General features: G+C 68.3%; 24 protein-coding genes. 9 read left to right on the plus strand and 15 right to left on the minus strand.

The genetic code is table 11. The features are described 5' to 3' along the window. Positions 1 to 14 precede the first annotated feature (14 nt). Entirely contained in the window at positions 15 to 710 is a 696-nt protein-coding gene (gene hutC / locus JYG37_RS13255; protein WP_213345479.1) for a histidine utilization transcriptional repressor HutC, read from the minus strand. Positions 711 to 714: 4 nt separating this feature from the next. Continuing rightward, the gene (hutH, locus tag JYG37_RS13260) at positions 715 to 2,238 is read right to left on the minus strand and encodes a histidine ammonia-lyase (RefSeq protein WP_050017988.1); all 1,524 of its coding nucleotides are present in this window, start codon (positions 2,236 to 2,238) and stop codon (positions 715 to 717) included. Between the two features lie 212 nt (positions 2,239 to 2,450). Here hutH and JYG37_RS13265 point away from each other — a divergent pair, with 212 nt between their 5' ends. Further along, a complete protein-coding gene (locus tag JYG37_RS13265; RefSeq protein ID WP_213345481.1) occupies positions 2,451 to 3,371 on the plus strand; it encodes a glutamate/aspartate ABC transporter substrate-binding protein in 921 nt (306 codons plus the stop codon). Positions 3,372 to 3,390: 19 nt separating this feature from the next. Here the strand turns inward: JYG37_RS13265 and JYG37_RS13270 are convergent, their stop codons facing one another. Together JYG37_RS13270 and JYG37_RS13275 are read right to left on the minus strand one after the other, a co-directional pair. Further along, positions 3,391 to 4,146, minus strand: a complete 756-nt coding sequence (locus tag JYG37_RS13270; protein ID WP_213345483.1) for a 4'-phosphopantetheinyl transferase family protein — start codon at positions 4,144 to 4,146, stop codon at positions 3,391 to 3,393. Between the two features lie 123 nt (positions 4,147 to 4,269). After that, positions 4,270 to 5,310, minus strand: coding sequence for an alpha/beta hydrolase family protein (locus JYG37_RS13275; RefSeq protein ID WP_213345484.1), 1,041 nt, complete (start codon positions 5,308 to 5,310; stop codon positions 4,270 to 4,272). 185 nt (positions 5,311 to 5,495) lie between these two features. Here JYG37_RS13275 and JYG37_RS13280 point away from each other — a divergent pair, with 185 nt between their 5' ends. The 3 genes from JYG37_RS13280 (at position 5,496) to JYG37_RS34985 (ending at position 7,948) form a co-directional block, all read left to right on the plus strand. Continuing rightward, positions 5,496 to 6,437 (plus strand): LysR substrate-binding domain-containing protein, encoded by a 942-nt coding sequence (locus JYG37_RS13280; RefSeq protein WP_124557630.1) that lies wholly within the window; start codon positions 5,496 to 5,498, stop codon positions 6,435 to 6,437. A gap of 165 nt (positions 6,438 to 6,602) precedes the next feature. Beyond that, positions 6,603 to 7,835 carry an MFS transporter gene (locus tag JYG37_RS13285; RefSeq protein ID WP_213345486.1) on the plus strand — a complete coding sequence of 411 codons (1,233 nt, stop codon included), beginning with the start codon at positions 6,603 to 6,605 and terminating at the stop codon, positions 7,833 to 7,835. Beyond that, on the plus strand, positions 7,826 to 7,948 hold the full coding sequence (locus JYG37_RS34985) for a hypothetical protein (RefSeq protein ID WP_050017994.1): 123 nt from the start codon (positions 7,826 to 7,828) through the stop codon (positions 7,946 to 7,948). Before JYG37_RS13285 ends, JYG37_RS34985 begins: the two co-directional genes overlap by 10 nt. A 22-nt stretch (positions 7,949 to 7,970) precedes the next feature. On the opposite strand, the gene JYG37_RS13290 is transcribed toward JYG37_RS34985, so the two are convergent. After that, the gene (locus JYG37_RS13290; protein ID WP_213345487.1) at positions 7,971 to 9,449 is read right to left on the minus strand and encodes a cryptochrome/photolyase family protein; all 1,479 of its coding nucleotides are present in this window, start codon (positions 9,447 to 9,449) and stop codon (positions 7,971 to 7,973) included. A 14-nt stretch (positions 9,450 to 9,463) separates the two neighbouring features. Here JYG37_RS13290 and JYG37_RS13295 point away from each other — a divergent pair, with 14 nt between their 5' ends. Further along, a complete protein-coding gene (locus JYG37_RS13295; RefSeq protein ID WP_213345488.1) occupies positions 9,464 to 9,631 on the plus strand; it encodes a hypothetical protein in 168 nt (55 codons plus the stop codon). A gap of 145 nt (positions 9,632 to 9,776) precedes the next feature. Here JYG37_RS13295 and JYG37_RS13300 read toward each other — a convergent pair whose 3' ends face one another. Beyond that, positions 9,777 to 10,757, minus strand: a complete 981-nt coding sequence (locus JYG37_RS13300; RefSeq protein WP_050018010.1) for a hypothetical protein — start codon at positions 10,755 to 10,757, stop codon at positions 9,777 to 9,779. A gap of 151 nt (positions 10,758 to 10,908) precedes the next feature. Here JYG37_RS13300 and JYG37_RS13305 point away from each other — a divergent pair, with 151 nt between their 5' ends. The 3 genes from JYG37_RS13305 to JYG37_RS13315 all read left to right on the plus strand — a co-directional run bounded on the left by JYG37_RS13305 (position 10,909) and on the right by JYG37_RS13315 (position 13,728). Continuing rightward, positions 10,909 to 11,109 carry a hypothetical protein gene (locus tag JYG37_RS13305; protein WP_213345490.1) on the plus strand — a complete coding sequence of 67 codons (201 nt, stop codon included), beginning with the start codon at positions 10,909 to 10,911 and terminating at the stop codon, positions 11,107 to 11,109. Between the two features lie 221 nt (positions 11,110 to 11,330). Next, a complete protein-coding gene (locus JYG37_RS13310; protein ID WP_050017996.1) occupies positions 11,331 to 12,698 on the plus strand; it encodes an MFS transporter in 1,368 nt (455 codons plus the stop codon). Continuing rightward, positions 12,685 to 13,728, plus strand: coding sequence for a lactonase family protein (locus JYG37_RS13315; RefSeq protein ID WP_213345491.1), 1,044 nt, complete (start codon positions 12,685 to 12,687; stop codon positions 13,726 to 13,728). The genes JYG37_RS13310 and JYG37_RS13315 overlap by 14 nt, the downstream gene beginning before the upstream one ends. Positions 13,729 to 13,787: 59 nt before the next feature. Here JYG37_RS13315 and JYG37_RS13320 read toward each other — a convergent pair whose 3' ends face one another. Beyond that, positions 13,788 to 14,825, minus strand: a complete 1,038-nt coding sequence (locus JYG37_RS13320; protein WP_213345493.1) for an AraC family transcriptional regulator — start codon at positions 14,823 to 14,825, stop codon at positions 13,788 to 13,790. 154 nt (positions 14,826 to 14,979) lie between these two features. On the opposite strand from JYG37_RS13320, the gene JYG37_RS13325 reads away from it, so the two are divergent. Next, positions 14,980 to 16,089 (plus strand): fatty acid desaturase, encoded by a 1,110-nt coding sequence (locus JYG37_RS13325; protein ID WP_213345495.1) that lies wholly within the window; start codon positions 14,980 to 14,982, stop codon positions 16,087 to 16,089. A gap of 29 nt (positions 16,090 to 16,118) precedes the next feature. On the opposite strand, the gene JYG37_RS13330 is transcribed toward JYG37_RS13325, so the two are convergent. The 8 genes from JYG37_RS13330 to JYG37_RS13365 form a co-directional block, all read right to left on the minus strand. After that, positions 16,119 to 16,739 (minus strand): HAD family hydrolase, encoded by a 621-nt coding sequence (locus JYG37_RS13330; protein ID WP_213345496.1) that lies wholly within the window; start codon positions 16,737 to 16,739, stop codon positions 16,119 to 16,121. Positions 16,740 to 16,861: 122 nt separating this feature from the next. Continuing rightward, a complete protein-coding gene (locus JYG37_RS13335; protein WP_213345497.1) occupies positions 16,862 to 17,734 on the minus strand; it encodes a hypothetical protein in 873 nt (290 codons plus the stop codon). A gap of 51 nt (positions 17,735 to 17,785) precedes the next feature. Next, a complete protein-coding gene (locus tag JYG37_RS13340; protein ID WP_050018000.1) occupies positions 17,786 to 18,442 on the minus strand; it encodes a TerD family protein in 657 nt (218 codons plus the stop codon). Positions 18,443 to 18,539: 97 nt separating this feature from the next. Beyond that, positions 18,540 to 19,556: a DUF475 domain-containing protein gene (locus tag JYG37_RS13345; RefSeq protein ID WP_050018001.1), complete on the minus strand. Its 1,017-nt coding sequence runs from the start codon at positions 19,554 to 19,556 to the stop codon at positions 18,540 to 18,542. A gap of 43 nt (positions 19,557 to 19,599) precedes the next feature. Further along, on the minus strand, positions 19,600 to 20,340 hold the full coding sequence (locus JYG37_RS13350; protein ID WP_050018002.1) for a VWA domain-containing protein: 741 nt from the start codon (positions 20,338 to 20,340) through the stop codon (positions 19,600 to 19,602). Positions 20,341 to 20,360: 20 nt separating this feature from the next. After that, entirely contained in the window at positions 20,361 to 21,458 is a 1,098-nt protein-coding gene (locus JYG37_RS13355; protein ID WP_050018003.1) for a toxic anion resistance protein, read from the minus strand. 352 nt (positions 21,459 to 21,810) lie between these two features. Beyond that, entirely contained in the window at positions 21,811 to 22,227 is a 417-nt protein-coding gene (locus JYG37_RS13360; protein ID WP_050018004.1) for a hypothetical protein, read from the minus strand. A gap of 45 nt (positions 22,228 to 22,272) precedes the next feature. Then, complete coding sequence (locus JYG37_RS13365) at positions 22,273 to 22,902, minus strand: LysE family translocator (RefSeq protein WP_050018005.1); 630 nt, start codon at positions 22,900 to 22,902, stop codon at positions 22,273 to 22,275. Positions 22,903 to 23,157: the final 255 nt, after the last annotated feature.

Genomic DNA, 23,157 nt, shown 5'->3' on the forward strand with positions numbered 1-23,157 from the left:
AGATCAATAAGGAATCAGAAATGCCCGGTGAAGCGATAACGGCTGCCGGGATGCCACAAATTCGCCACCGAGGCGACGACGCCCTGCGACCAGGTGCGCCGATGTAAAACCAGACACGGTTCGACGTCGTCCATCCGCAGCTGCTCGCGCCGCTCCGGCGCCGGGGCCGCCGCTTCGATCCGGTACTCGACGCGCTGCAGCGGCGCCGCGCGCATCAGGTACAGGTTCGGCGTCGTGTTCGTGAAATCCTGCTCGGCGTAATCCGGCGCGACCGCCGGATTCACCCATCGTTCTTCGAGCTGCACCGGCTCGTCGTTCTCGAAGTGCAGCACCTGCGAATGAAACAGCTTCGTGCGCACGGCCACCTGCATCTCGTCGGCAAGCGCATCGTCGGCGCGGATCGTGTCGAGCCCGAGCACGCTCGCGCGGTACGCATGCCCGCGTGCGCCCACCTCTTCCGAGATGCTGCGGATCGCGACCAGCGTCGACTCGTACTTCGGCCGCGCGACGTAGGTGCCCGCGCCCTTCATGCGCGTGAGCACCTGCTCGGCCATCAACTCGCGCACCGCGCGGTTGACGGTCATGCGCGCGACCTTGAACTCGCGTGCCAGTTCGTTCTCGGACGGCACCTGATCGCCCTCCGCCCACTCGCCGGCGTGAATGCGGCCCAGGATGAAATCCTTGATCTCCTGGTAGACCGGCGCACTCATCGGCTTACTGTTCCGATGCGAACGAGAACGGCGCGACCTTCGCGAACGCGCGCTCGCCGACCAGCTTCGCGATCACCGCGATGTCCGGTGCGAAGTAGTGATCGAGCTCGTAGTGCGCAACCTTGCCGCGGATCGTCTCCATCACCGGCGCGAGCTTCGGGCTCGTGTGGTACGGCGCACGCAGGTCGACGCCCTGGGCGGCGGCCAGCAGTTCGATCGCAAGGATGTGCTTCGTGTTGTCCGCGATGTCGGCGAGCTTGCGCGCGGCGAACGTCGCCATCGACACGTGGTCTTCCTGGTTCGCGGAAGTCGGCAGCGAGTCGACCGACGCCGGGTGCGCGAGCGTCTTGTTCTCCGATGCGAGAGCGGCCGCCGTCACGTGCGCGATCATGAAGCCGGAGTTCACGCCGCCGTCCTTCACGAGGAACGGGGGCAGGCCCGACAGCGTCGCGTCGATCAGCAGCGCGATGCGGCGCTCGGCCAGCGCGCCGATTTCCGCCGCGGCGAGCGCGAGGTTGTCGGCCGCGAACGCGACGGGCTCGGCATGGAAGTTGCCGCCCGACAGCACTTCGCCGGTATCCGGGAAGATCAGCGGGTTGTCCGACACGGCGTTCGCTTCGACCAGCAGCACGTCGGCCGCATGACGCATCTGGTCGAGGCACGCGCCCATCACCTGCGGCTGGCAGCGCAGGCTGTACGGATCCTGCACCTTGTCGCAGTCGCGGTGCGACTGGTTGATCGGCGAACCTTCGAGCAGTTCGCGGTACGACGCGGCCGCGTCGATCTGGCCTTGATGGCCGCGCAGTTCGTGGATGCGCGCGTCGAACGGCTTCACCGAGCCGGCTGCCGCGTCGACCGACAGCGCGCCGGCGACGAGCGCGGTGCGGTACAGGTCTTCGATCGCGAACATGTTGTCGAGCGCGAGTGCGGTCGATGCCTGCGTGCCATTCAGGAGCGCGAGGCCTTCCTTCGCCTGCAGCGTCAGCGGCGCGAGGCCGGCGACGCGCAGACCGTCGAGCGCGCTCGCGCGTTCGCCGCGGATGAACACTTCGCCGACGCCGAGCAGCACGGCCGACATGTGCGCGAGCGGCGCGAGGTCGCCCGAGGCGCCGACCGAACCCTTCACCGGGATCAGCGGCAGCACGTCCGCATTGAACAGCGTGATCAGCGCGTCCATCACTTCGCGACGGATGCCCGAGTGGCCGCGGCCGAGGCTCGACAGCTTCAGCGCCATCAGCAGACGCACCGACGAGCGCGCCATCGGCTCGCCCACGCCGACCGCGTGCGACAGCACCAGGTTCTTCTGCAGCAGTTCGAGCTGGTCGTGCGGGATGTGGGTGCTCGCCAGACGGCCGAAACCCGTGTTGATGCCGTAGGCCGGCTCGCCCTTCGCGGCGATGTCGGCGACGGCCTTCGCGCCCGCGTCGATCTTCGCGAAGCTGGCCGGGTCGAGCTTCAGTTGCACGGATTCGCGTGCGATCCGGCGCAGTTGCGGGAGGGTCAGATGGCCGGGGGTCAACGTAATCATGTGAGCAATCCTGTCTAGACAAGTTCGGAGTGGATTGAAGTGTAGCCATCGGAACTTGTCTAGACAACCCGTTTTTCATAATTCCGGCTCGGGAGTTTCCCTGATGTCCGCCACGCGCCGCCGGCTCGGCCGGTCGGGGTCGCGATTTAACATATGTTGTTTTTATTTTTTATTTGGCAACATGTGGATCCTCATTCGCCACGGAGACCGTCATGCCCTTCCCGTCACGATTCGCCGCCCGCATCGGCCGCCCCCTGCTCGTCGCCGCGTGCGCACTCGCGTGCGGCGCGTCCGTCGCCGCCGAGCCGCTGTCCGGCACGCTCGAGAAGATCCGGCAGTCCAACCTGATTTCGATCGGCCATCGCGAAACGTCGGTGCCGTTCTCCTATGTCGATGCGAGCGGCAAGGTCATCGGCTTCTCGCAGGACCTGTGCGACCGCGTGATCGCCGCGGTGAAGGCGCGCACCGGCAAGCCCGACCTGCAGGTGCGCTTCATTCCGGTCACGTCGCAGAACCGCATTCCGCTCGTGCAGAACGGCACCGTCGATCTCGAATGCGGCGTGACGACCAATCTCGCCGCGCGCCATGCGCAGGTCGCGTTCTCGACCACCTTCTTCGTCGCGACGACGCGCCTGCTCACGCGCACGAGCTCGGGCATCCGCGACTTCCCCGATCTCGCCGGCAAGACGGTCGTGACGAACCAGGGCACGACGTCCGAACGCCTGCTGCGCAAGATGAACGAGGAAAAGAAGATGGGCATGCAGATCATCAGCGCGAAGGACTATGGCGAAGGACGTCTCACGCTCGAATCGGGCCGCGCGGCCGCGTACATGATGGACGACGTGCTGCTCGCGGGCGTGCGCCAGCTCGCCGCGAAGCCGGCCGACTGGCAGCTCGTCGGCACGCCGCAATCGTCGGAAGCCTACGGGTTCATGCTGCGCAAGGACGATCCGCAGTTCAAGGCCCTCGTCGACGGCGTGCTCGTGCAGCTGATGAAAAGCGGCGAGATCAATGCGCTGTACGACAAATGGTTCATGAAGCCGGTGCCGCCGAAGGGGCTGTCGTTCGACTTCCCGATGAGCGACGTGATCAAGGCGCGCTACGCGGCGCCGAACGACGCGCCGCTCGAGTAAGCGCCGCGTCGCGCTCGGCCTACGCGCGCGTCCACGCGACGCACGCCGCGTAGCCGGGCGCCGCATCGAGCCACGCCGCATCGAACGCCGCGACGCCGGCGGCGGGCGCGGTCGGGTCGACGATCGTCGTCGCGGGTGTCGCCGAGTCGCGCGGCGGCACGACCGCGAACGCGCGCAGCCCGCCGACGATGCCGGTGCCGAGCGCCTTGAGCAGCGCCTCCTTCGCGGACCACACCCGCATGAATTCGCCCTCGCGCGCGCCGGACGGCAGATCGTCGAGATACGCGATCTCGGCGGGTGCGCACACTTCGCGCGTCAGCGCGCGCCAGTCCGTCGCGCGGTTGCAGCCCTCGATATCGACGCCGACGCGACCGGCCGGCACCCATGCGAGCAGCGCATGAGCGCCCGCATGCGACACGTTGAAGTCGAGCGACGCACGATGCGCAGGGTCCAGCGACGGCCGCCCCGCTGCGTCGACGACGATTGCGACCGCGCGCGGCGCGATGCCGAGCGCCGCGCCGAGCACGTCGCGCAGCGCGGCGCGCGTCGCGGCGCTGCGCACCCCATCCTCGTGCCGCAGGAAACGTGCGGCGCGGGCGCGCTCGTCGTCGCTCAGCGCCGCATACGCGGGCGACGCGAGCGGGACGCGCCAGTCGAAATCGATGCGCGCGATCCGCACGCCGGCGCGCGCGGCGGCGGGCGGCACGTCGAGTGCGTGCATGCGCCATGCGCGGGGCGTTTCAACGGGAGAAGCGGAATCGGACGGAATGGACATCGGCGCGCGGCAGTCTGTGCATGGGAGCGAAACGTCCGATGTTAATCGATCGCGGCGGCGTCCGGCTGCTGCTGCGGGCGCGCGACGCAAACGAGGCTGCGCGTCGCGCTCGCACAGGCTGGGTCACCCGCTCGCCGCCCTGCCCGGCACGCCGCTCCCCGTCACTCGCCCGCGCGACGTCGGGTGCAGCGCGTGCACGACGCCCGGTGCATCGGCCGGCAGCACGCCGTGTTGCAGCCAGTACAACGCGACCGGCCACAGCGTGTCGGTGAAGCGGCTGTGGAAAAACGCGAAATGACCGATCGCGTCGACGCCGATGTCGGCCGGCGCGATCCGCAGATGCGTGACGTTGCTGCCCGTGTAGTAGCCGACCAGCCGCTCGATCGCGGCGACCGTGCCGAACGCGTCGTCGTCGATGCCGACCGCGAGCATCGGCGCCGACAGCCCCGCGAAGCGCGCCGGCAACGCGGCACGGCTCGCCGCGCCGTCGTCGAGCACGCTGCCGAGGTAGCCGTCCTCGAAACGCGGCCGCGAACGCGCCCACGACAGCGCGATACCGCGCGGCGTGTCCTCCATCCAGCCGAGCCGCTTCGCGGGCACGTAGCCGAACACGGCGGCGAGCGCGGGCATCGCGACATGCCACTTCCACCACATGCGGCGCCGCTCAGTGGGCAAATAGTCGCGCCAATACGCGTACTGCGCGCCGACGGTCACCGCATGCCGCACGTGCACGTTCGATGCCGCGAGGCCGAGCACGCAGCCGCCGATGCTGTGCGCAACCACATCGAGCGGCTGGCCCGGAAACGCGTCGCGCGCATAGTGCAGCGCGGCTTCACAATCGAGCCGTCCCCAGTCGAGCCAGTTCGCGCGCAGCTTCGCGAGCTGCGCCGGACGCGATCCGCCGATACCGCGATAGTCGTAGACGAGCACGTCGCGCCCTTGCGCGAACAGCCAGGCCGCGAAACGAAAGTAGTAGTCGCAGCGCACCGACGTCGCGCAGTTGATGACCGTCACGGGCCGCGCTGCGGCGGCGCCGCGATGGCGCCACACGTGGCCGCGCAGTTCGTAGCCGTCGGCTGCCCGCAGCGTCACGGGTTCGGGCGGCAATGCGCCCGCCGCGCGACTGCCCTGCGCTGCGCCGCTTTCCTCGTTCGAAATCGTCATCGTGTCTCCTGTCGGTCCGAGTTAGCGCTTTAGCGCTTACTCGGATCCCACGCATAGCGGTCGGTCCGAGTTGGCGCGTCAACGCTGACTCAGCCTCCCCGTCCGCAACCAACCCGCCTCCATTGAACTTGACGCGTGCCGCGTTCTCAACCAATCTTGCTGCTCCGTTCGCATGAGTCACGCGCATGTCAACGCCACTCGTCCGCCTCCCGTCGCTCGATCTCGTCCGCGGCTTCGTCGCCGTCGGCCGCCGCATGAGCATCACGCTCGCCGCGCAGGATCTGTGCGTCACGCAGTCGGCGGTCAGCCGCCAGGTCCATGCGCTCGAAGCGCATCTCGGCGTGACGTTGCTGCAGCGCGGCTACCGGAAGATTTCATTCACGCCGGAAGGCGAGCGACTGTTCCGCGTCGCCGATGCGGCGCTGCACGGCCTGCAGGACACCGTCGCGTCGCTCGCCGCCGCGCGCGAGCGCCAGCCCGTGACGATCACCGCCAGCATCGGCGTGACCGCGCTGTGGCTGCTGCCGCGGCTCGGCCGGCTGCAGGCGCGGCTGCCCGAAATCGACCTGCGCGTGGCCGCGAACGACAAGGTACTCGATTTGCGCGCGGAGGGCATCGACCTCGGCATCCGCTACTGCCCGCGCGAGCGCGCGCCGGCCGGCGCGCTGCGCCTGTTCGACGAGATCGTCATGCCGGTCGCGCATCCCGCGCTCGCCGCGCGGCCGGTCACGAGCGCGGCCGCGATCGCCGATCACGTGCTGCTCGAATTCGACGGGCCGCCGCAACCGCAGTTGCAGTGGCACGCGCACCTGCACGCGGCCGGGCTCGGCGACGCGCGCCCGAAAGGCGTGCTGCGCTTCAACCAGTACGATCAGGTGATCCAGGCCGCGATCGCCGGCCAGGGCATCGCGCTCGGCCGGCTCGCGCTCGTCGCGCCGATGCTCGCCGACGGCCGGCTCGCGGTGCTCGGGCCGCACACGCAGACGCTGTCGGAAACGTACGGCTACTGGCTGTTCCAGCACGATCCGGCCCCGCGCCGCGAAGTCGCCGACGTGCGCGACTGGATGCTCGCCGAAGCGGCCGAATGCGATGCGTCGATGCACGCGCACGACATGACGTCGGCCTGAGCCGACGGTGCGGATGCGCGTGACCGCGGACAGCCGACGTCGCCCCTTCGCATTCCCGTCACGCATGCCAACCTGACCGAATGATCGCTTGAGCGACGACCGCCCCGCTCGTCTAATCGGATCGAGCGCAACCGTTTCGCCGCGCGCCTTCATCCGGAGACACGCATGACCCCGATCGAGCAGGAAGTCCGGCGCCGCTGGCTGCCCGTGCTGGCAGGCGGCCTGATCATGGGCGCCGCGCTCGGCATCCGGCACGTGCAGGGCCTGTTCCTCGCGCCCGTGTCGCTCGACCACGGCTGGTCGCGGGAGGCGTTCGGGCTCGCGCTGGCGTTGCAGAACCTGATCTGGGGCGTCGCGCAACCGTTCACCGGGATGATCGCCGACCGCTTCGGCTCGGTGCGGGTGATCGTCGCCGGCATGCTGCTGTACGCGGCCGGGCTCGTCACGATGGCGCAGGCGGCCACGACCGGCGTGTTCACCGTCGGCGCCGGGCTCGTGATCGGCATCGCGCTGTCGGGCTCGGCGTTCGCGTCGATCTACGGCGCGCTGAGCCGCCTGTTCCCGCCCGATCGGCGCGGCTGGGCGCTCGGGGTTGCCGGCGCGATCGGCGGGCTCGGCCAGTTCTGCATGGTGCCCGTCGCACAGGAACTGATCGGCGGCATCGGCTGGCGGCACGCGTTCATCGCGCTGGCGCTCGTCGCCGCGTTGCTCGCGCCGCTCGCCGTGCTGCTGTGCGACCGGCCCGCGCAGGCGGCGGGCGCCGCCGCCGGCCCTGAACAGTCGATCGGTGAAGCCGTGCGCGAGGCGTTCGCGCATCGCGGCTTCTGGCTGCTGAACGCGGGCTTCTTCGCGTGCGGCTTCCAGCTCGCCTTCATCGCGACGCACCTGCCCGCGTACCTGCTCGACCACGGGCTGCCGGCGCGCCATGCGAGCGTCGCGCTCGCGCTGATCGCGCTGACCAACGTGGCCGGCACCTATGCGTGCGGCCATCTGGGCGGGCTGCTGCGGCGCAAGTACGTGCTGTCCGTGCTGTATCTCGTGCGTGCGCTCGCGATGGCCGCGTTCGTCGCCGCGCCGCTGTCGCCCACGAGCGTCTATGTGTTCGCGGCCGTGATGGGCTTCACGTGGCTCGGCACGGTCCCGCTGACGAACGGCGTGATCTCGCAGATGTTCGGCGTGCGCTACATCGCGACGCTGTTCGGCTTCGTATTCTTCGGCCACCAGCTCGGCAGCTTCTTCGGCGTGTGGCTCGGCGCGCTCGTGTACGACGCGACGCATTCGTACCTGCCGCTGTGGATCGGCTCGATCGCGCTCGGCGTGCTCGCGGCGCTACTGCACCAGCCGATCGACGACGCGCGCGTCGCGCGCCCGGCATCGGGGAACGCGGCATGGGCATGATGCGCGCGGCGCTGGCCGCCGGCACGCTCGCGTTCGTCGCGTGGTGCGGCGCGGCCTACTTCGATGCGGGCGTCGCCTACGCGCTGCTCGAGCACGTCGCCTTCTGCAATTGATGCGGCAAACCGGAGCGGACGGTCAGCGGCGCTTCGGCAACGTGGCCAGCGCATCGAGCGCACGGGCGCGCGCGGCCGAGTGCTCGACGAGCGGCGCCGGATAGTCGACGCCGAGCCGTACGCCGGCCGCTTCGAGCGCCAGCGGCGACGCTTCCCAAGGTGCGTGGATCGATGCGTCGTCGAGGCCGGCGAGCTCGGGCACCCAGCGCCGCACGTACGCGCCGTCCGGGTCGAACTTCTGCCCCTGCGCGACCGGATTGAAGATGCGGAAATACGGCGCGGCGTCGGCGCCGCAGCCGGCCACCCATTGCCAGCTCGCCGCATTGTTCGCGGGATCGGCGTCGACCAGCGTGTCGCGGAACCACGCTTCGCCCGCGCGCCAGTCGATCAGCAGATGCTTGATCAGGAACGACGCGACGACCATCCGCACGCGGTTGTGCATCCAGCCGGTCGTCCACAGCTCGCGCAGGCCCGCGTCGACGAGCGGATAGCCGGTCCGCCCGCGCTGCCACGCACGTAACGCGGCGGGATCGTCGCGCCACGGCATCGCATCGAACTGCGCGCGGAAGTTGTCGGTCGCGAGCGCCGGGAAGTGATACAGCAGCGTGTAGCTGAATTCGCGCCAGCCGAGCTCGCTCAGGAACTTGTCGGCGTGCGCCGCGTACGCCGCGCCGCCTGCGTGCGCGGCGCCCTGCACCGCATGCCACACCTGTCGCGGCGACACGTTGCCGAAGCGCAGGAACGGCGACAGCCGGCTCGTCGCGGGGCGATCGGGACGGTCGCGCGCGTCCGCGTAGCCGGCGAGCGCGGTCGTCACAAACGTATCGAGCTGTGCGTGCGCGCCGGCTTCGTCGGGCGCCGGCCACGCGTCGCGCAGGCCACCGGCCCAGTCCGGCGCAGGCGGACGCAACGCAAGTGCGTCGAGCGACAGCGCACGGTCGCGCACGGCTTGCGACCATGGATGAAACGCGATCCGCTCGGGTGCCGGCAGCGGCGCGGCGACCGTGCGATCGCGGCGCGCCGCGCGCCAGTACGCGGTGAAGACCTGGTACGGGCCGCCGCTGCCCGTCAGCACCTCCCACGGCTCGTTCAACAGGCTGCCGTTGCTGCTCTCGACCGTCACGCCGCGCGCCTTGAGCGATGCCTTCAGCGCCGCGTCGGCGTCGCGCTGCGGCTGCGCATAACGGCGGTTCCAGTACACGGCGGCCGCGCCCGTGTCGCCGACGACGCGCTCGATCTCGCGCTGCGCGTCGCCGCGCAGCAGCAGCAGGCGCCCGCCATGCCGCGCGAGCGCGGCGTCGAGCCCGGCCAGCGACCCGTGCAGCCACCAGCGCGCCGCGCCGCCGAGCGCGGGTCCGGCGCCGGCGCCCGTGTCGTCGACGAACACGCAGACGAGCGGCCGGCCGGATTCGACCGCGCGCGTCAACGCGGGCTGATCGGTCACGCGCAGATCGTCGCGGAACCAGACGATCGCGGGGGCAACGGACGGCTGGGCAGACACGGGCAGGCACCTCGATGACGAAAGCAAAGGGAGACGCGTATTGTCGCGGCTGCGCTGCGTGGTGTCGACGCCGGTCGTCACGGCCGGCACGCCACGGCGACACCGAACGCGACCGCACGATCCACTTCAATTCAAAGGAAGTCGTGCTGCCGGACGGCCGCACGCACGGCATGTTGCTCTGACGGTGTTGCACGTCGAACGGTTCGGGCACACCGCACACCGCGCACGGTCGACGCAACGCCGAACGCATCGAGCCACGCTGCGGCTGCCCGACGGTCGTCCGTGCCCGCCGGGGCGACCGGCTGATCCGGTCAACGATGCATCGCGTCAATCGAGCCGGAACGTGGCCTCGAAGCGCTCCGCAAACGCATCGAACTCGGCTTCCGGCAGATGGTTGATGCCGCCTGCGCACTTGCGCCCGCCCCCGGTCGCGAAGCCGCGGCAGAACTCGTCCGCGCCGATCGGCCGGCCGTCGGGCACGCGTACGCTGACGACGAGCCCGCCGCCCGCGCGCGGCGACAGTACCGCGAGCGCCGCATGCGGCGCGTCGCGCATTCGCTCGTTCGCGAGCATGCCGGTCGCGCGCCGCGCCCACGGATGATCGGGCATCCGGACCAGCGTTGCGCCCGGCACCTCGCGCAGCGGCGCGAGCGCGCACGCGCGCGCCATGTCGTCGCGGTAGCCGTCGCGCAACGCGGCGAACACGGCCGTCCCGCGCACGAAATCGAACGGATCGACGCATGGCAGCATCGCGTCCGCGAGCGCCGCCGGATCGAAGTGCAGATCGCCGACGCACTCGCCGTAGGCGTTGTAGTTCAGATAGCGCCCGAGTTCGGCGAGCACGCCCCGCTCGGCTTCGTCGACGCCGTGCTCGCGCGCCAGCGCCTCGCCGAGCGCCGGCAGTTCGTCGCCGAACGCCGCGACGATCGCCCAGCGCGCGTACCGGCCGTCGAGATGGCGGTTCACGATCGCGCTCGTACAGACGTCGGCCGCCATGTCGATATGCGCGTCGAAGCGCGGATGGTCGGGCAGCTCGCCGGCAAAGTGATGGTCGAAGTAACGGACCGTCGCGCCGTCGCGCAGCAGCCGCGCGCACGCGTCGCGGTTCTGGTCGTGCGACACGTCGAGCACGGTGACGATGTCGTCGGCGCCCGCGTCGATGCGCTCGAGCAGCCTGATGTCGCGCTTCACGCCGGTCACGAGCGTGCCGTGCACGCGTTCCGCGAGCCGCAGTTGCTGAAGCGCGCACAGGCCGTCCGCGTCGCCGTTGAACGCGAAGACATGCCGCGCGTACTGGTTGTCCTGCATGATCCGTTGCTCCATCGTCAACGCATGAAATCCGCCGTTCGCGCAACTGGCGTGCACGCCGAACGCGCGCGCCAAGTATTGTGCCGCAACCGCGCGCGCCTTCGATACAGCGTAGCGGCGCTGCCCTGCAAACGGCTTGCGGGTCGCCTGCATGTCGTTCGCCACGAGCGCGCTGTTGCCGCTTTATGCGCAGCACGACTTCCCGCTTGAGCGCCGTCGTGCGAAACACGCGGATATCGGGCAGTGCGCCGTCGAGGTCGGTTCTCTCGCCCGGCTCCCTCAACGTACCGGGCACGAATGCATCGCCTCGATCCCGAGCTTTCACGCCGAGGCGGGCCCGCGCCGCACCTGACGGTCGACGCAATGTCGTTTTATGTCATACGTCATCAGATGTGAAAACTTCCGCTTTTCATCGCCTGATTTCTCCAAAACCAAGAAAATTTCCGGGTAAACCCGCGGCGTCATCGCCAACGCACCGGCGTACCATGTCATACGACGACGTACTACATAAACTGCCACCCAGACGCGACGCGGGCTACCGCCCCGTCCGCGGCCGCCCGACCGGAGACACCGTTGAACCCGCCCTCGTCCGCCCTGCCCGGCCGCGACCCGCTCGCGTCCGCCGTCTCGAAAGTGAAGTGGCACGTGCTGCCGCTCGTGCTGATCATGTTCATCGCGAACTACATCGACCGCGTGAACGTCGGCTTCGTCGATCGCCATCTCGAAGCGTCGATCGGCATCGGCGCGGCCGCGTACGGGCTCGGCGCCGGGTTGTTCTTCGTCGGCTACGCGCTGTTCGAAGTGCCGTCGAACCTGCTGATGCAGCGCTACGGCGCGCGCATCTGGCTCGCGCGGATCATGGCGACGTGGGGCATCGTCGCGGCCGCGATGGCGTTCGTGTGGAACGACACATCGTTTTATGCGCTGCGCTTCCTGCTCGGCGCCGCCGAGGCCGGCTTCTTCCCCGGCGTCGTGCTGTACCTGTCGCAATGGCTGCCGCCGCAGGAACGCGGCAAGGCGATGGCGATCTTCCTCGGCGGCTCCGCGTTCGCGTCGGTGCTGTCCGGGCCCGTCACCGGCGCACTGCTGTCGATCCGCGGCTTCGGCCTCGCAGGCTGGCAGTGGATGTTCCTGATCGAAGGGCTGTTCTCGGTCGCGCTGTGCGGCGCGAGCTGGCTGCTGCTGAAATCGCATATCCGCGACGCGACGTGGCTCACGCCGGAAGAACGCACGGCGCTCCAGAACGCGCTCGACGACGAGCGCGCGACGCGCGACGTCCGCTCGAACGTGCCGGTGCGCGCGACCACGCTGCTGCGCGATCCGCAGATCATGCTGTTCTGCTTCCTGTACTTCTCGATCCAGCTGACGATCTACGCGGCCACGTTCTGGCTGCCGACCATCATCCGCAAGATGGGCGGCCTCACCGATTTCCAGGTCGGCCTGTACAACACGATTCCGTGGATGATCGCGATCGGTGCGATGTACGGCTTCGCGGTGCTGTCGTCGAAGTGGAAGCATCCGCAGCGCTGGCTCGCGTTCGCGCTCGTGCTTGCCGCGTGCGGACTGTTCGCATCGACGTCGCCGAATCCGGTGTGGTCGTTCGCGTCGATCTGCTTCGCCGCGCTCGGTTTCAAGGCCGCGGCGTCGCTGTTCTGGCCGATCCCGCAGGGCTATCTCGACACGCGCGTGGCCGCGGCCGTGATCGCGCTGATCAACTCGGTCGGCAACCTCGGCGGCTTCGTCGCGCCGACGGCCTTCGGCTATCTGAAGCAACATACGGGTTCGATCACGGGCGGGCTGTATGCGCTCGCGATCGCTTCGCTCGTCGCCGCGGTCGCCGCGCTGTTCGCGCGCACGCACCGGCGCAGCGATCCGCCGCGCGGCCGGCCGGCCGACGAATCCTTCACGCACGCTTCGATGCTCCGCCATGCCGAACACTGACCGCCTGACCGTCGTCGTCTCGAATGCCGTCGACGGCGACCTCGCCACGTTCTCCCTCGCCGGCGACGGCACGCTCGCGCCGCTCGCCCGTTATCCGGCCGCCGACGCCGCGATGCCGATCGCCGTGCAGGCCGACCGCGCGCGGCTCTACGTCGCGACGCGCGGCGTGCAGCCGACGATCGTCGCGTTCCGCGTCGCCGCCACGGGCGCGCTCGTGCGCATCGGCGCGACCGCGATCGACGCGAGCCATGCGTACCTGTCGCTCGACCGCAGCGGCCGCTGGCTGCTCGGCGCGTCGTACGGCGGCAGTTCGCTGAGCCTCTACGACGCGGCGCGCGTGCGCGACGGCGACGGCACGCCGCTGCAAGTCGCGGGCGGCATCGCGAACGCGCATGCGGTGATCGTATCGCCGGACAACCGCTTCGCGTACGTCAGTTCGCTGGGCTCGGATCGGGTGTTCGGCTTTGCGCTCGTCGAGGACGCCGCCGGCGTGCGCGCGGTCGAACACGGCGAAACGCGCGTGCCGGCCGGCTTCGGCCCGCGTCACCTGCGGTTCGCGGATGACGGCCGCACGCTGGTCGTCGTCAGCGAATTCCGGGGAACGCTCGCGACCTTCGCGCGCGACGCCGACACCGGCCGGCTCGGCGACCCGCACGTGAGCGCGCGCCATCCGGCCGTCGCCGAACTCGCGCAAGGCCATGCGCGCCCGCCCGCTCCCGAACCGTCCGTGTGGGCCGCCGATCTGCACCTGACGCCCGACGAGCGCTTCGCGTACGTCAGCGAGCGCACGTCGAGCCGGTTGCTCGGCTATCGCCGCAACGAAGACGGCACGTTCGAGCCCACCCACGCGACACCCACCGAGACCCAGCCGCGCGGGTTCGCGATCGATCCGTCGGGACGCTGGCTCGTCGCCTGCGGCGAACAGTCGGAACACGTGGCCGTGTATGCGATCGCGCCGGACGATGGCACGCTGTCGCTGCACGCGCGCGTGCCGGGCGGACGCGGCGCGAACTGGATCGCGATCGTCTGACGGTCTGAAAAAGATTCGGCGCCTGCGCGGGAACCGACACCCCGATGCGGGTGCGACGTTCAGCGCCGCTCGCTCGGCGCAACGCCCGTCCAGCGCTTGAACGCGCGCGTGAAATTGGCACGGTCGGTATAGCCGACGCGCGCCGCGATCTCGTCGACCGGCAGCCGCGTGCCTTCGAGCAACCGGAGCGCATCGCGCAGCCGGATTTCGTCGAGCAGCGCCGAATAGGTCGCGCCGTATTCGGCGAGCTTGCGCTTGAGCGTGCGCGCCGATACATGCAGTTCGCGCGCGACGTCGTCGACCGACGGATAGCCGCGTTCGCCGCAGATCAACAGGTTGCGCACGCGCTCGACGATGCTCTCCGCATAGCCGAGCCGCGCGAGTTCGGCCTCGCACTGCTGGACGATCATCTGCGCGGTCTGCGCGTTCGCGGTGCCGATCGGCTCGTCGAGCAGCGCGGCGTCGCAGCGGATGCGGTTCGCGCTCGCATCGAAATGGCAGCGCGGCAGCCGCGCGCGATAGCGCTCGAACCACGGCGGCTCGGGCCATTCGAAATGGAGTTCGGCACGCGACTGCAGCGTACGGCCCGCCGTCGGATCCAGCAGCGAATTGAACAGGATCGCGGTCTCGACCAGAAAATTTTCCACCGCGAACTGGCGCAGCCGGCCGAGCGGAAACGCTTCGAGCACGTCGATGTCGACGATGCTGTCGAGCTGCGCGAGCCGCACCGAGAAAAACGGCACGCGCGTCGGCAGGTAACGGATGCCGAGCGCGATCGCCTCGCCGAGCGTCGCGCAGCTCATCAGCCCGAAGCCGATCAGCCCCGCTTTCGTCAGGCTGCTGCGCAGGCCGATCTCGATCGCGATCGACGGGTCGTCGGTCGCGTCGAGCAGGTTGAACACGATCGCCGCCTGCTGCAGCGGCGTGATGCGCGCATCGGGCTGCGCGAGCCGGTCGCGCCCGACGCCCGAGCCGGCGAGAATGCGGCCGCCGTCGATGCCGCGCTCCTCGGCCAGCATCAGCATGAACAGCGCATACGCGGACGACACCGTCGCCTTGTTCAGTTGGCGCGCGGCATCCGGAACGGACGAGGCCATGCGGCGAACTCCGGAGCGGTTTCGGCGGATTGTAGCGTCGCTGGCCCGAAATGACACCATCATTGGCACCGACGGCCCTCGCCCGCGCTCCCGCTCGCGCCTATGCTTGTCGCATCGGCATTGCGCCCCACCCTTTCCGCACGGATTCCGCTCGATGAGCCAACCCGCACGAACCGCCTTTCGCCACGACGCAGACAAGGTCGCGTACGTCCGTCGCGAAGTCAACGCCGCGAGCGACGCGATCCGCGCACGCTTTCCGCTGCTCGACAACCAGAACCTCGTCGGCGCGACCGTGATGGCCGTGTCGGTGAGCGCGATGCTCGCGATCGCGTGGCTGTATGCGCGCGGCGCGCTCGCATGGTACGTCGCGCTGCCGCTCGCCGCGTTCGTCACGTCGCTGATTCACGAGCTCGAGCACGACCTGATCCACCTGATGTACTTCAAGAAAACGCCGTGGGCGTATCACCTGATGATGGCGCTGTGCTGGCTCACGCGGCCGGGCACGATCAATCCGTGGACGCGCCGGCGCATGCATCTGCATCACCACAAGGTGTCGGGCGGCGAATCGGATCTCGAGGAATTCGGCATCACCAACGGCGAGCGCTGGGGCGTGAAGCGGCTGCTGATGATCGCGGACGGCATGCTCGCCGTCGTGCTGCGGCCGGCCGCGATGCGCCGCAAGGTGAAGCAGTACGTGGCCGCGCAGCCGGTGCGGGATCCGTCCGAGCGCCTGCAGCTGCGCGTCGAGCAGGTGTCGTCGTACATGCCGGTCGGTCACCTGTACTACGCGCTGTGGCACGCGTTCATCGTCTATCACGCCGGCCTGTTCGCGCTGCATGCGTTCGGCGTCGCGGTGACGGTGCCCGCCGGCGTCGAGCGGGCGATGAGCGTCGTCGATTTCCTGGCGGTGGTGTGGCTCGGGCCGAACTTCGTACGCAGCTTCTGCATCAACTTCGTCAGCTCGAACATGCATTATTTCGGCGACATCGATTCGCGCAACGTGATCCAGCAGACGCAGGTGCTGAACCCGTGGTGGATGCTGCCGTTCCAGCTGTTCTGCTTCAATTTCGGCAGCACGCACGCGATCCATCACTTCGTGGTGCGCGATCCGTTCTACATCCGGCAACTGACCGCGCGCACCGCGCATGCGGCATTACGCGAAGTCGGCGTGCGCTTCAACGACGTCGGCACGTTCGCGCGCGCGAATCGCTGGGGCGGCTATCGCCCGTCTCGCGGCACGCACAGCGCGCAGGCCGACGCGTAACGCCGGCGGCGCGCGACATCAGCGCGGCCTCAATCGCCGATCGGCGGCATCGGTCCCTGGCCGCGGATCCACGACCAGTTCGCGAGCTCGGCCATCTCCTTGTCGCCGCGGCTGTCGCCGTACGCGAACAATTGCTTCGGCGGCCGGTTGCCCCACCACCCGCGCAGCCGCACGACCTTCTGCGGCCCCCAGCAGTTCTCGCCGTCGAGCCGGCCGGCGAAGATGCCGCGCTCGAACGCGAGCCGCGTCGCGAGCACCGCGTCGAAGCCGGCCGTCTTGGCCCACTTCTCCAGATACAGCGACGGCGACGCGCTGACCAGCACGACTTCGTGCCCGCGCGCGCGATGTTCGCGAACGCGCTCGAGCATTTCCGGACGCACGAGCCTCGGCAGATAACTGTCGACGAACGTGCGCGCCTGCGCATCGAGCGCGTCTTCGCGGATCGGCCCGAACGCGAACGACGCGAACTTCGCCTTCGCGTCGCCGCGCGACAGCAGCCCGGCCTTCATCGCGACGATCCACGGTAGCGCGCGCAGCCCGGCCCACGCGAAACGCGGCGTGCCGACCGTCTGGCGGACGAAATGGCGAAAGCTGTCGGTAGTCGTGATGGTGCCGTCGAAATCGAAGGCGGCGACGATGCGGTCGGTCATGAAGAATCGGCGGGAAAGCGATGAGATGCCCGGGAAGATAGCAGACTCGCGGCCCCCACGCGAAACCGTATCGCCCGACACGAGACCGCGCGCGGCGAAGCGCATGCGGTCGAGTCGTTCGCTCAGCGCGACGGCCGCGCGGCAAGCGCCGCCGGCAGCACGACGTTCATCAGGTGATCGGCGCGCGACAGCAGGTCGGTCACGCGCTCGTCCAGCCCGCGCAGTTGCGCCGGCTGCATCCGGATCTGCTGGACGGCCTGCCCGACGATGTTGCGGCGGTCGAACAGCGTACGCTCGACGCCCGCATCGTCCGGCGCCCGCACGACGTCCGACACCGCGTTCAGCGCCGCGAGCACGACCACGAGGTTTTCCTCCGCATGGCGGACCTTCGCGGCCAGTTCCTCGGTACGACGCGGGAAAAAGCCGAGCGACTGCTTGAGCGCACCGAGCGCCGCGCGATAGTCGACATGGCCGGACGCCGCCCCGAACCAGCGTTCGAACATGCCGGCCTTGCGCGTCGCCTGCGCGAGCATTCCGGCCATCATGTCGGCCGCGCCGAGTTCGTTGAATTCGCGCGTCGTCGCCGCGACGGCTTCGACGAGGTTGCCGGCCGTCTCCAGCGCGCCGTCGCCGATCGTCGCGACCGTCGCGAGCTTCAGCGGCACCAGTTGCCGGATATGCCGCTCGATGCGCGGCGCGTAGTCCGGATAGAGATTCGGAAAGCTGGCCTGGGCGGCGCGGAAGCACGCTTCGAGCTGCGGATGGTTCGATTCGCCGAACAGCGCACGGCCGATGGCGTCGGCGGGCGCCGCGCGCACGGCTTGATCGGGGGCGGGCGCCGGCCCGAAATCGAGCGCCTGCGGGGCGGGCCGCGCCGGCGCACGCGCGACCGGCGCACCGGGCGCGGCCGGCGCGTCGAACGCAAGACGCCCGGGCGTGCGCTCGGGCGTCGTATCGAACTCGAGCCGTTTCGGCTCGTCGGACGGATTCGTCATCGCTGCTTCCTGCCCGGCGCGGCGGTGTTTCGCGCGCCGGGCTGCCGCCCGTCAGACCGCGCCGCCGTACGCGCGGACGAAATCGCCGAGGCCGCGGTTGTAGCCCGCGCCGACCGCCTTGAACATGAAGTGGCCGTCGCGACGATAGAAGCTGCCGACCTGCACCGACGTCTCCATCGAGAAGTCCTCCTCGAGCGCGTACTTCGCGATCACCGCGCCCGACACCTCGTCGGCGATCTGGATGTAGCTGTTGCGAACCTGCCCGAAATTCTGGCGGCGCGCTTCGGCCTGGTCGATCGTCACGACCACCGAGATTTCCTCGACGTCGGCCGCGAGCTTCGTGATGTCGATGAAGATCACTTCGTCGTCGCCGTCGCCACTGCCCGTGCGGTTGTCGCCGCTATGCACGACGCCCAGGCACTTCGACGAAGGCATCCCCCGCTTCGGGAAATCGTCGCCCGGCTGAATGAAGGTTTCCTTGCGCTCCATCGTCCGCACTTCGCTGTTGTAGAACACGAAATGCTGATCCGAGATCAGTTTCGGATTGCTCTGCGCGTCGTACTTGCACAGGAACACCGACACGTCGAGATCGAAATCCGTACCCGTGTCCGTCGCGTTCGCGTCCCAACCGAGACCGATGCGGAATTTCTGCGTGCCGGGCGCTTCCTTCGACAGGTTGACGCGACCGCCTTTCGACAAATTGATCATCTGAACCTCTTCTGCTGGAACCGCCGTTGCGCCGGCGGCGATGCCGGGCCGCGCGCGGCGGCCCCTTCGTGGATGGTTTTCGTGCCGCGCGACGCGCTTACTTGCCCGCCACCGCCGCGCGGTCTTCCTTGCGCTGCACGACGATCGACGACCACACGGCCGCGGCGATCATCGCCGCGCCGACCAGGCCCGTGACGACCTCGGGCACCTCGAGCTTCACGCCGAGGAACATGATGGTCGCGAGCGCGCCGATCGCCCAGAACGCACCGTGTTCGAGATAGCGGTACTGCGCGAGCGTGCCTTTCTTCAGCAGCACGAGCGTCATTTCCCGGATGTAGGCCGCACCGACGCCCAGGCCGAGTGCGATCAGGAAGATGTTGTTCGACAGCGCGAATGCGCCGATCACGCCGTCGAAGCTGAACGACGAATCGAGCACTTCCAGATACATGAAGCCCGCGACGCCTTCTCGCACCACGCGCGTGCCCGTGTCCTCGCCGCCGACCAGGTCGCCCACGCCGTGCGCGATCACGAAGCCGATCACGCCGAACGCGCCCGCGAGCAGGAAGTTCACCTGCTCGGTTGCCGGCACGTAGAACGACGCGACGATCACGATCGCGAGCGTCAGCGCCACTTCCAGCGCGGTGATGCGGCCGAGATGGCGCATCGGGCCTTCGAGGAAGCCGATCCAGTGCTCGTCCTTCTCGGTGTCGAGCATGAACTTGAAGAACACCATCAGCAGGAACGCGCCGCCGAACGCCGACACCTCGTGATGCGCGGACGTCAGCACTGCCGCGTACTTGTCCGGCGATTCGACCGCGAGCGTCAGCGCGTCCCACAGGCCGATGTGGCCGATCACCGCGACGATCAGCAGCGGGAACACGAGCCGCATGCCGAACACCGCGACCGGCAGGCCGAACACCATGAAGCGGTTGCGCCACTTCTCCGACCAGTTCTTGAGCACCGATGCGTTGACGACCGCGTTGTCGAGCGACAGCGAAATTTCGAGCACGCACAGGACCGCGACGATCAGCATGTCCTTCACGCCGCCGAGGAGATAGGCCGCGATCAGCGCGAGCGCGGTGAGCGACAACGGGATCTTGAAGTCTTTCAACATGATGGAGTAATCGAGTTCAGAAAAATGGGCAGGCGGGACGCGCTTACTTCGCGCGCACCCAGTCGCAGAATTCCTGCGTGATCAGGTGTTCGTAGATCTGTTCGTCGCTGAGATCGAGCGATTCGAGATGCAGGAAGCCGACGTTCGGCATTTCGTCCGCCACTTCCGCGAGAAAGTCGAATTCGCTCGGATCGCCGACGCCGACGAGCGACCAGTACAGCGGGAAGTGCTGCGATTCGGCCAGCAGCTGACGCACGCGCTTACGGTCGTTCTTCGGGTTCTGGCCGTCGGTGACGAACAGCACCCATGCGGGCAGATGGCCGTTCGCGGGCGCCGCAGCGGCCGGCGCGAGCGTGTCGTCCGCACCGCCGAACAGCCGGCTGAGAAAGCCGCGCTTTTCCTCGCGCTTCGGCTCCGGCGCACGGAAGAAGAAATCGACGATGTCGTTCATCACCGGTGCGTACTGCGTGCCGCCCCACTTTTCGATCCGTGCATTGAGCACGTGATCGGAAATGTACGAGCCGTAGTTGTCCGGCGTCGCGGTCGGCAGGCGGTCGTAGCCTTCGGTGAAGGTCCACGTGTCGACCTCGCCGTTGTCGTCGAACTTCAGTGCAATGCCGAGAATGCGGTCGTGCGTCTCCTGGATCACGCCCGACTGGTACAGCGGCTTCGCGGAACCCGAGATGTCGAGCGCCGCGCCGACGCGCACGACCGGCGGCTTCAGGATCTGACGTTTTTCGAGGACGATCGCGACCTTCGCCGCGCGTTTCTCAAGCGTAATCATGCGGTGTTCTCTCAGTTCTCTTAGTTGTGCTTCGGAGCGAATCGGGTGATCAGGTCCTGTTCGAGCTGGCGCAGGCGCGGCGCGTCCTGCTCGCGCTGGCGGCGTCCGTCGGCGATGATCTGCGTGATGTCGTCGAACGCGCCGAACAGCTGCTGCTGCGCGTATTCGAACGTGTCGGTCGAGATCACCGGACGCTGGCCGAGCTTCGCGACTTCCTGCGCGTTCTGGCGATTCAGGTCGGCCTGCGCGCGGATCGCCTCGTCGGCCGCGTCGTACGTCGCGTTCGCGAGCGCCGCCGCGCGCTTCGTGCCGAGCTGTTCGAGGTAGAGCGCGAACGCGTTGGTCCACGCGGGGATCAGCACGGTCTTGATCGTCATGAACTTCGACGTCAGCGTGCGTTTCTGGTCCTGCTCCATCCGGATCTGCGGCGCGAGCTGCTTCGACATCAGCATCGCGCGGTCGAGATCGTCGAGCTTGCTTTCGAGCGCGTCGATCTTGCGCTTCACGTCGAGCAGGCGCTGTGCGGCGAACGCATCGTCCGCCGGCTGCTGGCCGGCCGCCAGATGCGCGCGCAGCGCCGCAAGCGCCGTTTCGCCGTGCGCCTTCGACTGCGCGAGTTCCTGGTGCAGCGCGTAGTTGTCGTTGTACATCCGCTCGAGCTCGTCGATGCCTGCCTTCTGGCGCTGCGCATGGTTTTCGAGCTCGACGACGAGCGTGTCCATCCGCTTGCTCACCGATTCGTACTGCGACAGCAGCTTCTCCTTGGTCGAGCGGAACAGCCGCGTGACCTGCGTGAGCAGCCCGCCCTTGTCGGCGCCGCGCGGGTCGAGCCCTTTAGCGGTCGCGATCAACTCGTTGAGCTTGTCGCCGAACTGGTCGGCGTCCGACGCGCGGACGCTCGCGAGGATCTGCTGGGAGAAGGCGGCGATCCGCGTGCCCTGTGTCGCGCCGAGCTGGTCGATCTCGTCGACGGTGATCAGGCGCGCGTGTTCCGTCGGCTGCGCGGCCGGCACGGCGACGTTGGCGACGGCGGCCGGGGCGGCGATGGGCGACAAAGACGGCGTGGAAGGACGATCGCTGACCGCATCGGATTTGTTGTCGTCGAATAGCGGCTTCATGTGGCTACCACGTTTCCTTTTCTGCTTTTTGCTACGTGTTGTCGTGCGCGCGAGGCGCGCTTGCGCGGTGCCGTCGGTGCTCTCTCACGGGCGGCAGACCGGACAATAAAGGGCGACGATGCATGGCGTCAAGGGAAGGATTTCTTTCAATTTCCATTCATTTTGTAATGTCGTGAACGCGCGCGAGGCGCGGACGTCGCCATTCCTGCCGCCATGTGCGTAGGGCACGCACGATCGGCGCGCATCAAAACTTACACGCCCGATCAAAGTGAAAGAGAAATGAAATAGACGATTTTTGCAGATGTGGCGCGGGCCCCTCTGGCATGAAATGCGCGTGCTCGTCGGTCGCGCGTCAGCGATCCCGCACGCGATGCATGCCGAGCCGAGACCGGACGAACGGCACCGATAAGTCACGAATCGTGAAATCCCATCGTCCGTCGATACCGACAAAAGTCGTGCTGAAATGCCGGTCGTCGGCCCACGTCATCTCGTCCAGATGGCACGACGCATACATCGCACCGACCGTGCGCTGCGCGAGCACCTTCAGCGGCCCCTTCGACACGAGCGTAAACGTGACCGCTTCCTCGAACGAGCAGTCGTAGTCGGTGACAAGCAGAAACGCGGCCGGCGTCTCGAACTGGCGCAGCAGCACGTAACCGGAAACGGCGAGACCGGAACGCACGCCATCCACGAGCACATCGGTGCGCGCCGGCCACGCTTCATACGGCCCGTCGTGCGTTGCGAGCGCGAAGCGGTCGACCGGCTTCATCACCGCGCTGCCCTAGGCATACTGCTTCCCCGCTCCATCACCGTGTCAATGCGCAGCCTTCCGATACAGCGCAACGTACCCCGCGAGCATCAGCAGCAGCGATCCGCTGACGCGGTTCAGCCACTTTTCCCCGGCCGCCTTCCATACGCGGACCGAATGCACGCCCAGCAGCGCGTAACCGGTCATGCCGATCGCGTCGATCGCGACGATCGTCGCCGCGAGAATCGCGTACTGCGGCGCGATCGCGTGCGACCGGTCGACGAACTGCGGCAGCAGCGCCGACATGAACAGGTAGTACTTCGGGTTGCTCATCGCGACGAAAAAGCTCTTCAGAAACGCGCTCCGGCGATCGGGCGTCGCAGGCACGCACGGCTGCGCAGCCGCGGCCCCGCCGCTCGATATCAGCATCCGGATGCCGACATACGCGAGCCACGCCGCGCCGAGCAGCTTCAGCGTCACGAACGCCGTTTCCGACGCGTCGAGCAGCACGCCGAGGCCGAACCCGACCAGCGCAACGAGCACGACGTCGGCGGTGACCGCGCCGAGCATACCGACCATCGCGTGACGCAGCCCGTAGCGCGAACCGTTGCTCATCGCGAGCAACACCGTCGGGCCGGGCGTCGCGACACCGACGGACAGGATCAGCGCAAAGGCGAGCAAGGCGGAGAGCGACATGGTGTGGCGTTCCTTTTGAAGAGTGCGATGCGGACGGGCGGCATGGAACCGATCGACCCGACAGACCGCAATCGGCACGCACGGTTTGTTACGACGAATGCGGACTTCGCATGATCGCATGTTCGTCCCGACGCCCGCTCGGCGGTTGTGCGCCGTCGCCGGTGAACGGCCCGCGGTTATCTCAAATAGTGGACTGATTCCTCCGTAAACGACAATGATTCTCGTTTACGTTAGACTCCGCCGCTCGATAAAAGC

Source organism: Burkholderia sp. LAS2 (genome assembly GCF_018417615.1).
Lineage (GTDB): Bacteria > Pseudomonadota > Gammaproteobacteria > Burkholderiales > Burkholderiaceae > Burkholderia > Burkholderia sola.

Excerpts from the sequence above, each read along its gene's own strand:
- JYG37_RS13275 (WP_213345484.1), bottom strand. The coding sequence starts at position 5,310 with ATGACGATTTCGAACGAGGAAAGCGGCGCAGCGCAGGGCAGTCGCGCG.
- JYG37_RS13315 (WP_213345491.1), top strand. The coding sequence starts at position 12,685 with ATGCCGAACACTGACCGCCTGACCGTCGTCGTCTCGAATGCCGTCGAC.
- JYG37_RS13335 (WP_213345497.1), bottom strand. The coding sequence starts at position 17,734 with ATGACGAATCCGTCCGACGAGCCGAAACGGCTCGAGTTCGATACGACG.
- JYG37_RS13320 (WP_213345493.1), bottom strand. The coding sequence starts at position 14,825 with ATGGCCTCGTCCGTTCCGGATGCCGCGCGCCAACTGAACAAGGCGACG.
- JYG37_RS13345 (WP_050018001.1), bottom strand. The coding sequence starts at position 19,556 with ATGTTGAAAGACTTCAAGATCCCGTTGTCGCTCACCGCGCTCGCGCTG.
- JYG37_RS13340 (WP_050018000.1), bottom strand. The coding sequence starts at position 18,442 with ATGATCAATTTGTCGAAAGGCGGTCGCGTCAACCTGTCGAAGGAAGCG.
- JYG37_RS13285 (WP_213345486.1), top strand. The coding sequence starts at position 6,603 with ATGACCCCGATCGAGCAGGAAGTCCGGCGCCGCTGGCTGCCCGTGCTG.
- JYG37_RS13265 (WP_213345481.1), top strand. The coding sequence starts at position 2,451 with ATGCCCTTCCCGTCACGATTCGCCGCCCGCATCGGCCGCCCCCTGCTC.
- JYG37_RS13270 (WP_213345483.1), bottom strand. The coding sequence starts at position 4,146 with ATGTCCATTCCGTCCGATTCCGCTTCTCCCGTTGAAACGCCCCGCGCA.
- JYG37_RS13300 (WP_050018010.1), bottom strand. The coding sequence starts at position 10,757 with ATGCAGGACAACCAGTACGCGCGGCATGTCTTCGCGTTCAACGGCGAC.
- JYG37_RS13360 (WP_050018004.1), bottom strand. The coding sequence starts at position 22,227 with ATGAAGCCGGTCGACCGCTTCGCGCTCGCAACGCACGACGGGCCGTAT.
- JYG37_RS13325 (WP_213345495.1), top strand. The coding sequence starts at position 14,980 with ATGAGCCAACCCGCACGAACCGCCTTTCGCCACGACGCAGACAAGGTC.
- JYG37_RS34985 (WP_050017994.1), top strand. The coding sequence starts at position 7,826 with ATGGGCATGATGCGCGCGGCGCTGGCCGCCGGCACGCTCGCGTTCGTC.
- JYG37_RS13330 (WP_213345496.1), bottom strand. The coding sequence starts at position 16,739 with ATGACCGACCGCATCGTCGCCGCCTTCGATTTCGACGGCACCATCACG.
- JYG37_RS13350 (WP_050018002.1), bottom strand. The coding sequence starts at position 20,340 with ATGATTACGCTTGAGAAACGCGCGGCGAAGGTCGCGATCGTCCTCGAA.
- JYG37_RS13365 (WP_050018005.1), bottom strand. The coding sequence starts at position 22,902 with ATGTCGCTCTCCGCCTTGCTCGCCTTTGCGCTGATCCTGTCCGTCGGT.
- JYG37_RS13280 (WP_124557630.1), top strand. The coding sequence starts at position 5,496 with ATGTCAACGCCACTCGTCCGCCTCCCGTCGCTCGATCTCGTCCGCGGC.
- hutC (WP_213345479.1), bottom strand. The coding sequence starts at position 710 with ATGAGTGCGCCGGTCTACCAGGAGATCAAGGATTTCATCCTGGGCCGC.
- JYG37_RS13305 (WP_213345490.1), top strand. The coding sequence starts at position 10,909 with ATGTCGTTCGCCACGAGCGCGCTGTTGCCGCTTTATGCGCAGCACGAC.
- JYG37_RS13355 (WP_050018003.1), bottom strand. The coding sequence starts at position 21,458 with ATGAAGCCGCTATTCGACGACAACAAATCCGATGCGGTCAGCGATCGT.
- hutH (WP_050017988.1), bottom strand. The coding sequence starts at position 2,238 with ATGATTACGTTGACCCCCGGCCATCTGACCCTCCCGCAACTGCGCCGG.
- JYG37_RS13295 (WP_213345488.1), top strand. The coding sequence starts at position 9,464 with ATGACGAAAGCAAAGGGAGACGCGTATTGTCGCGGCTGCGCTGCGTGG.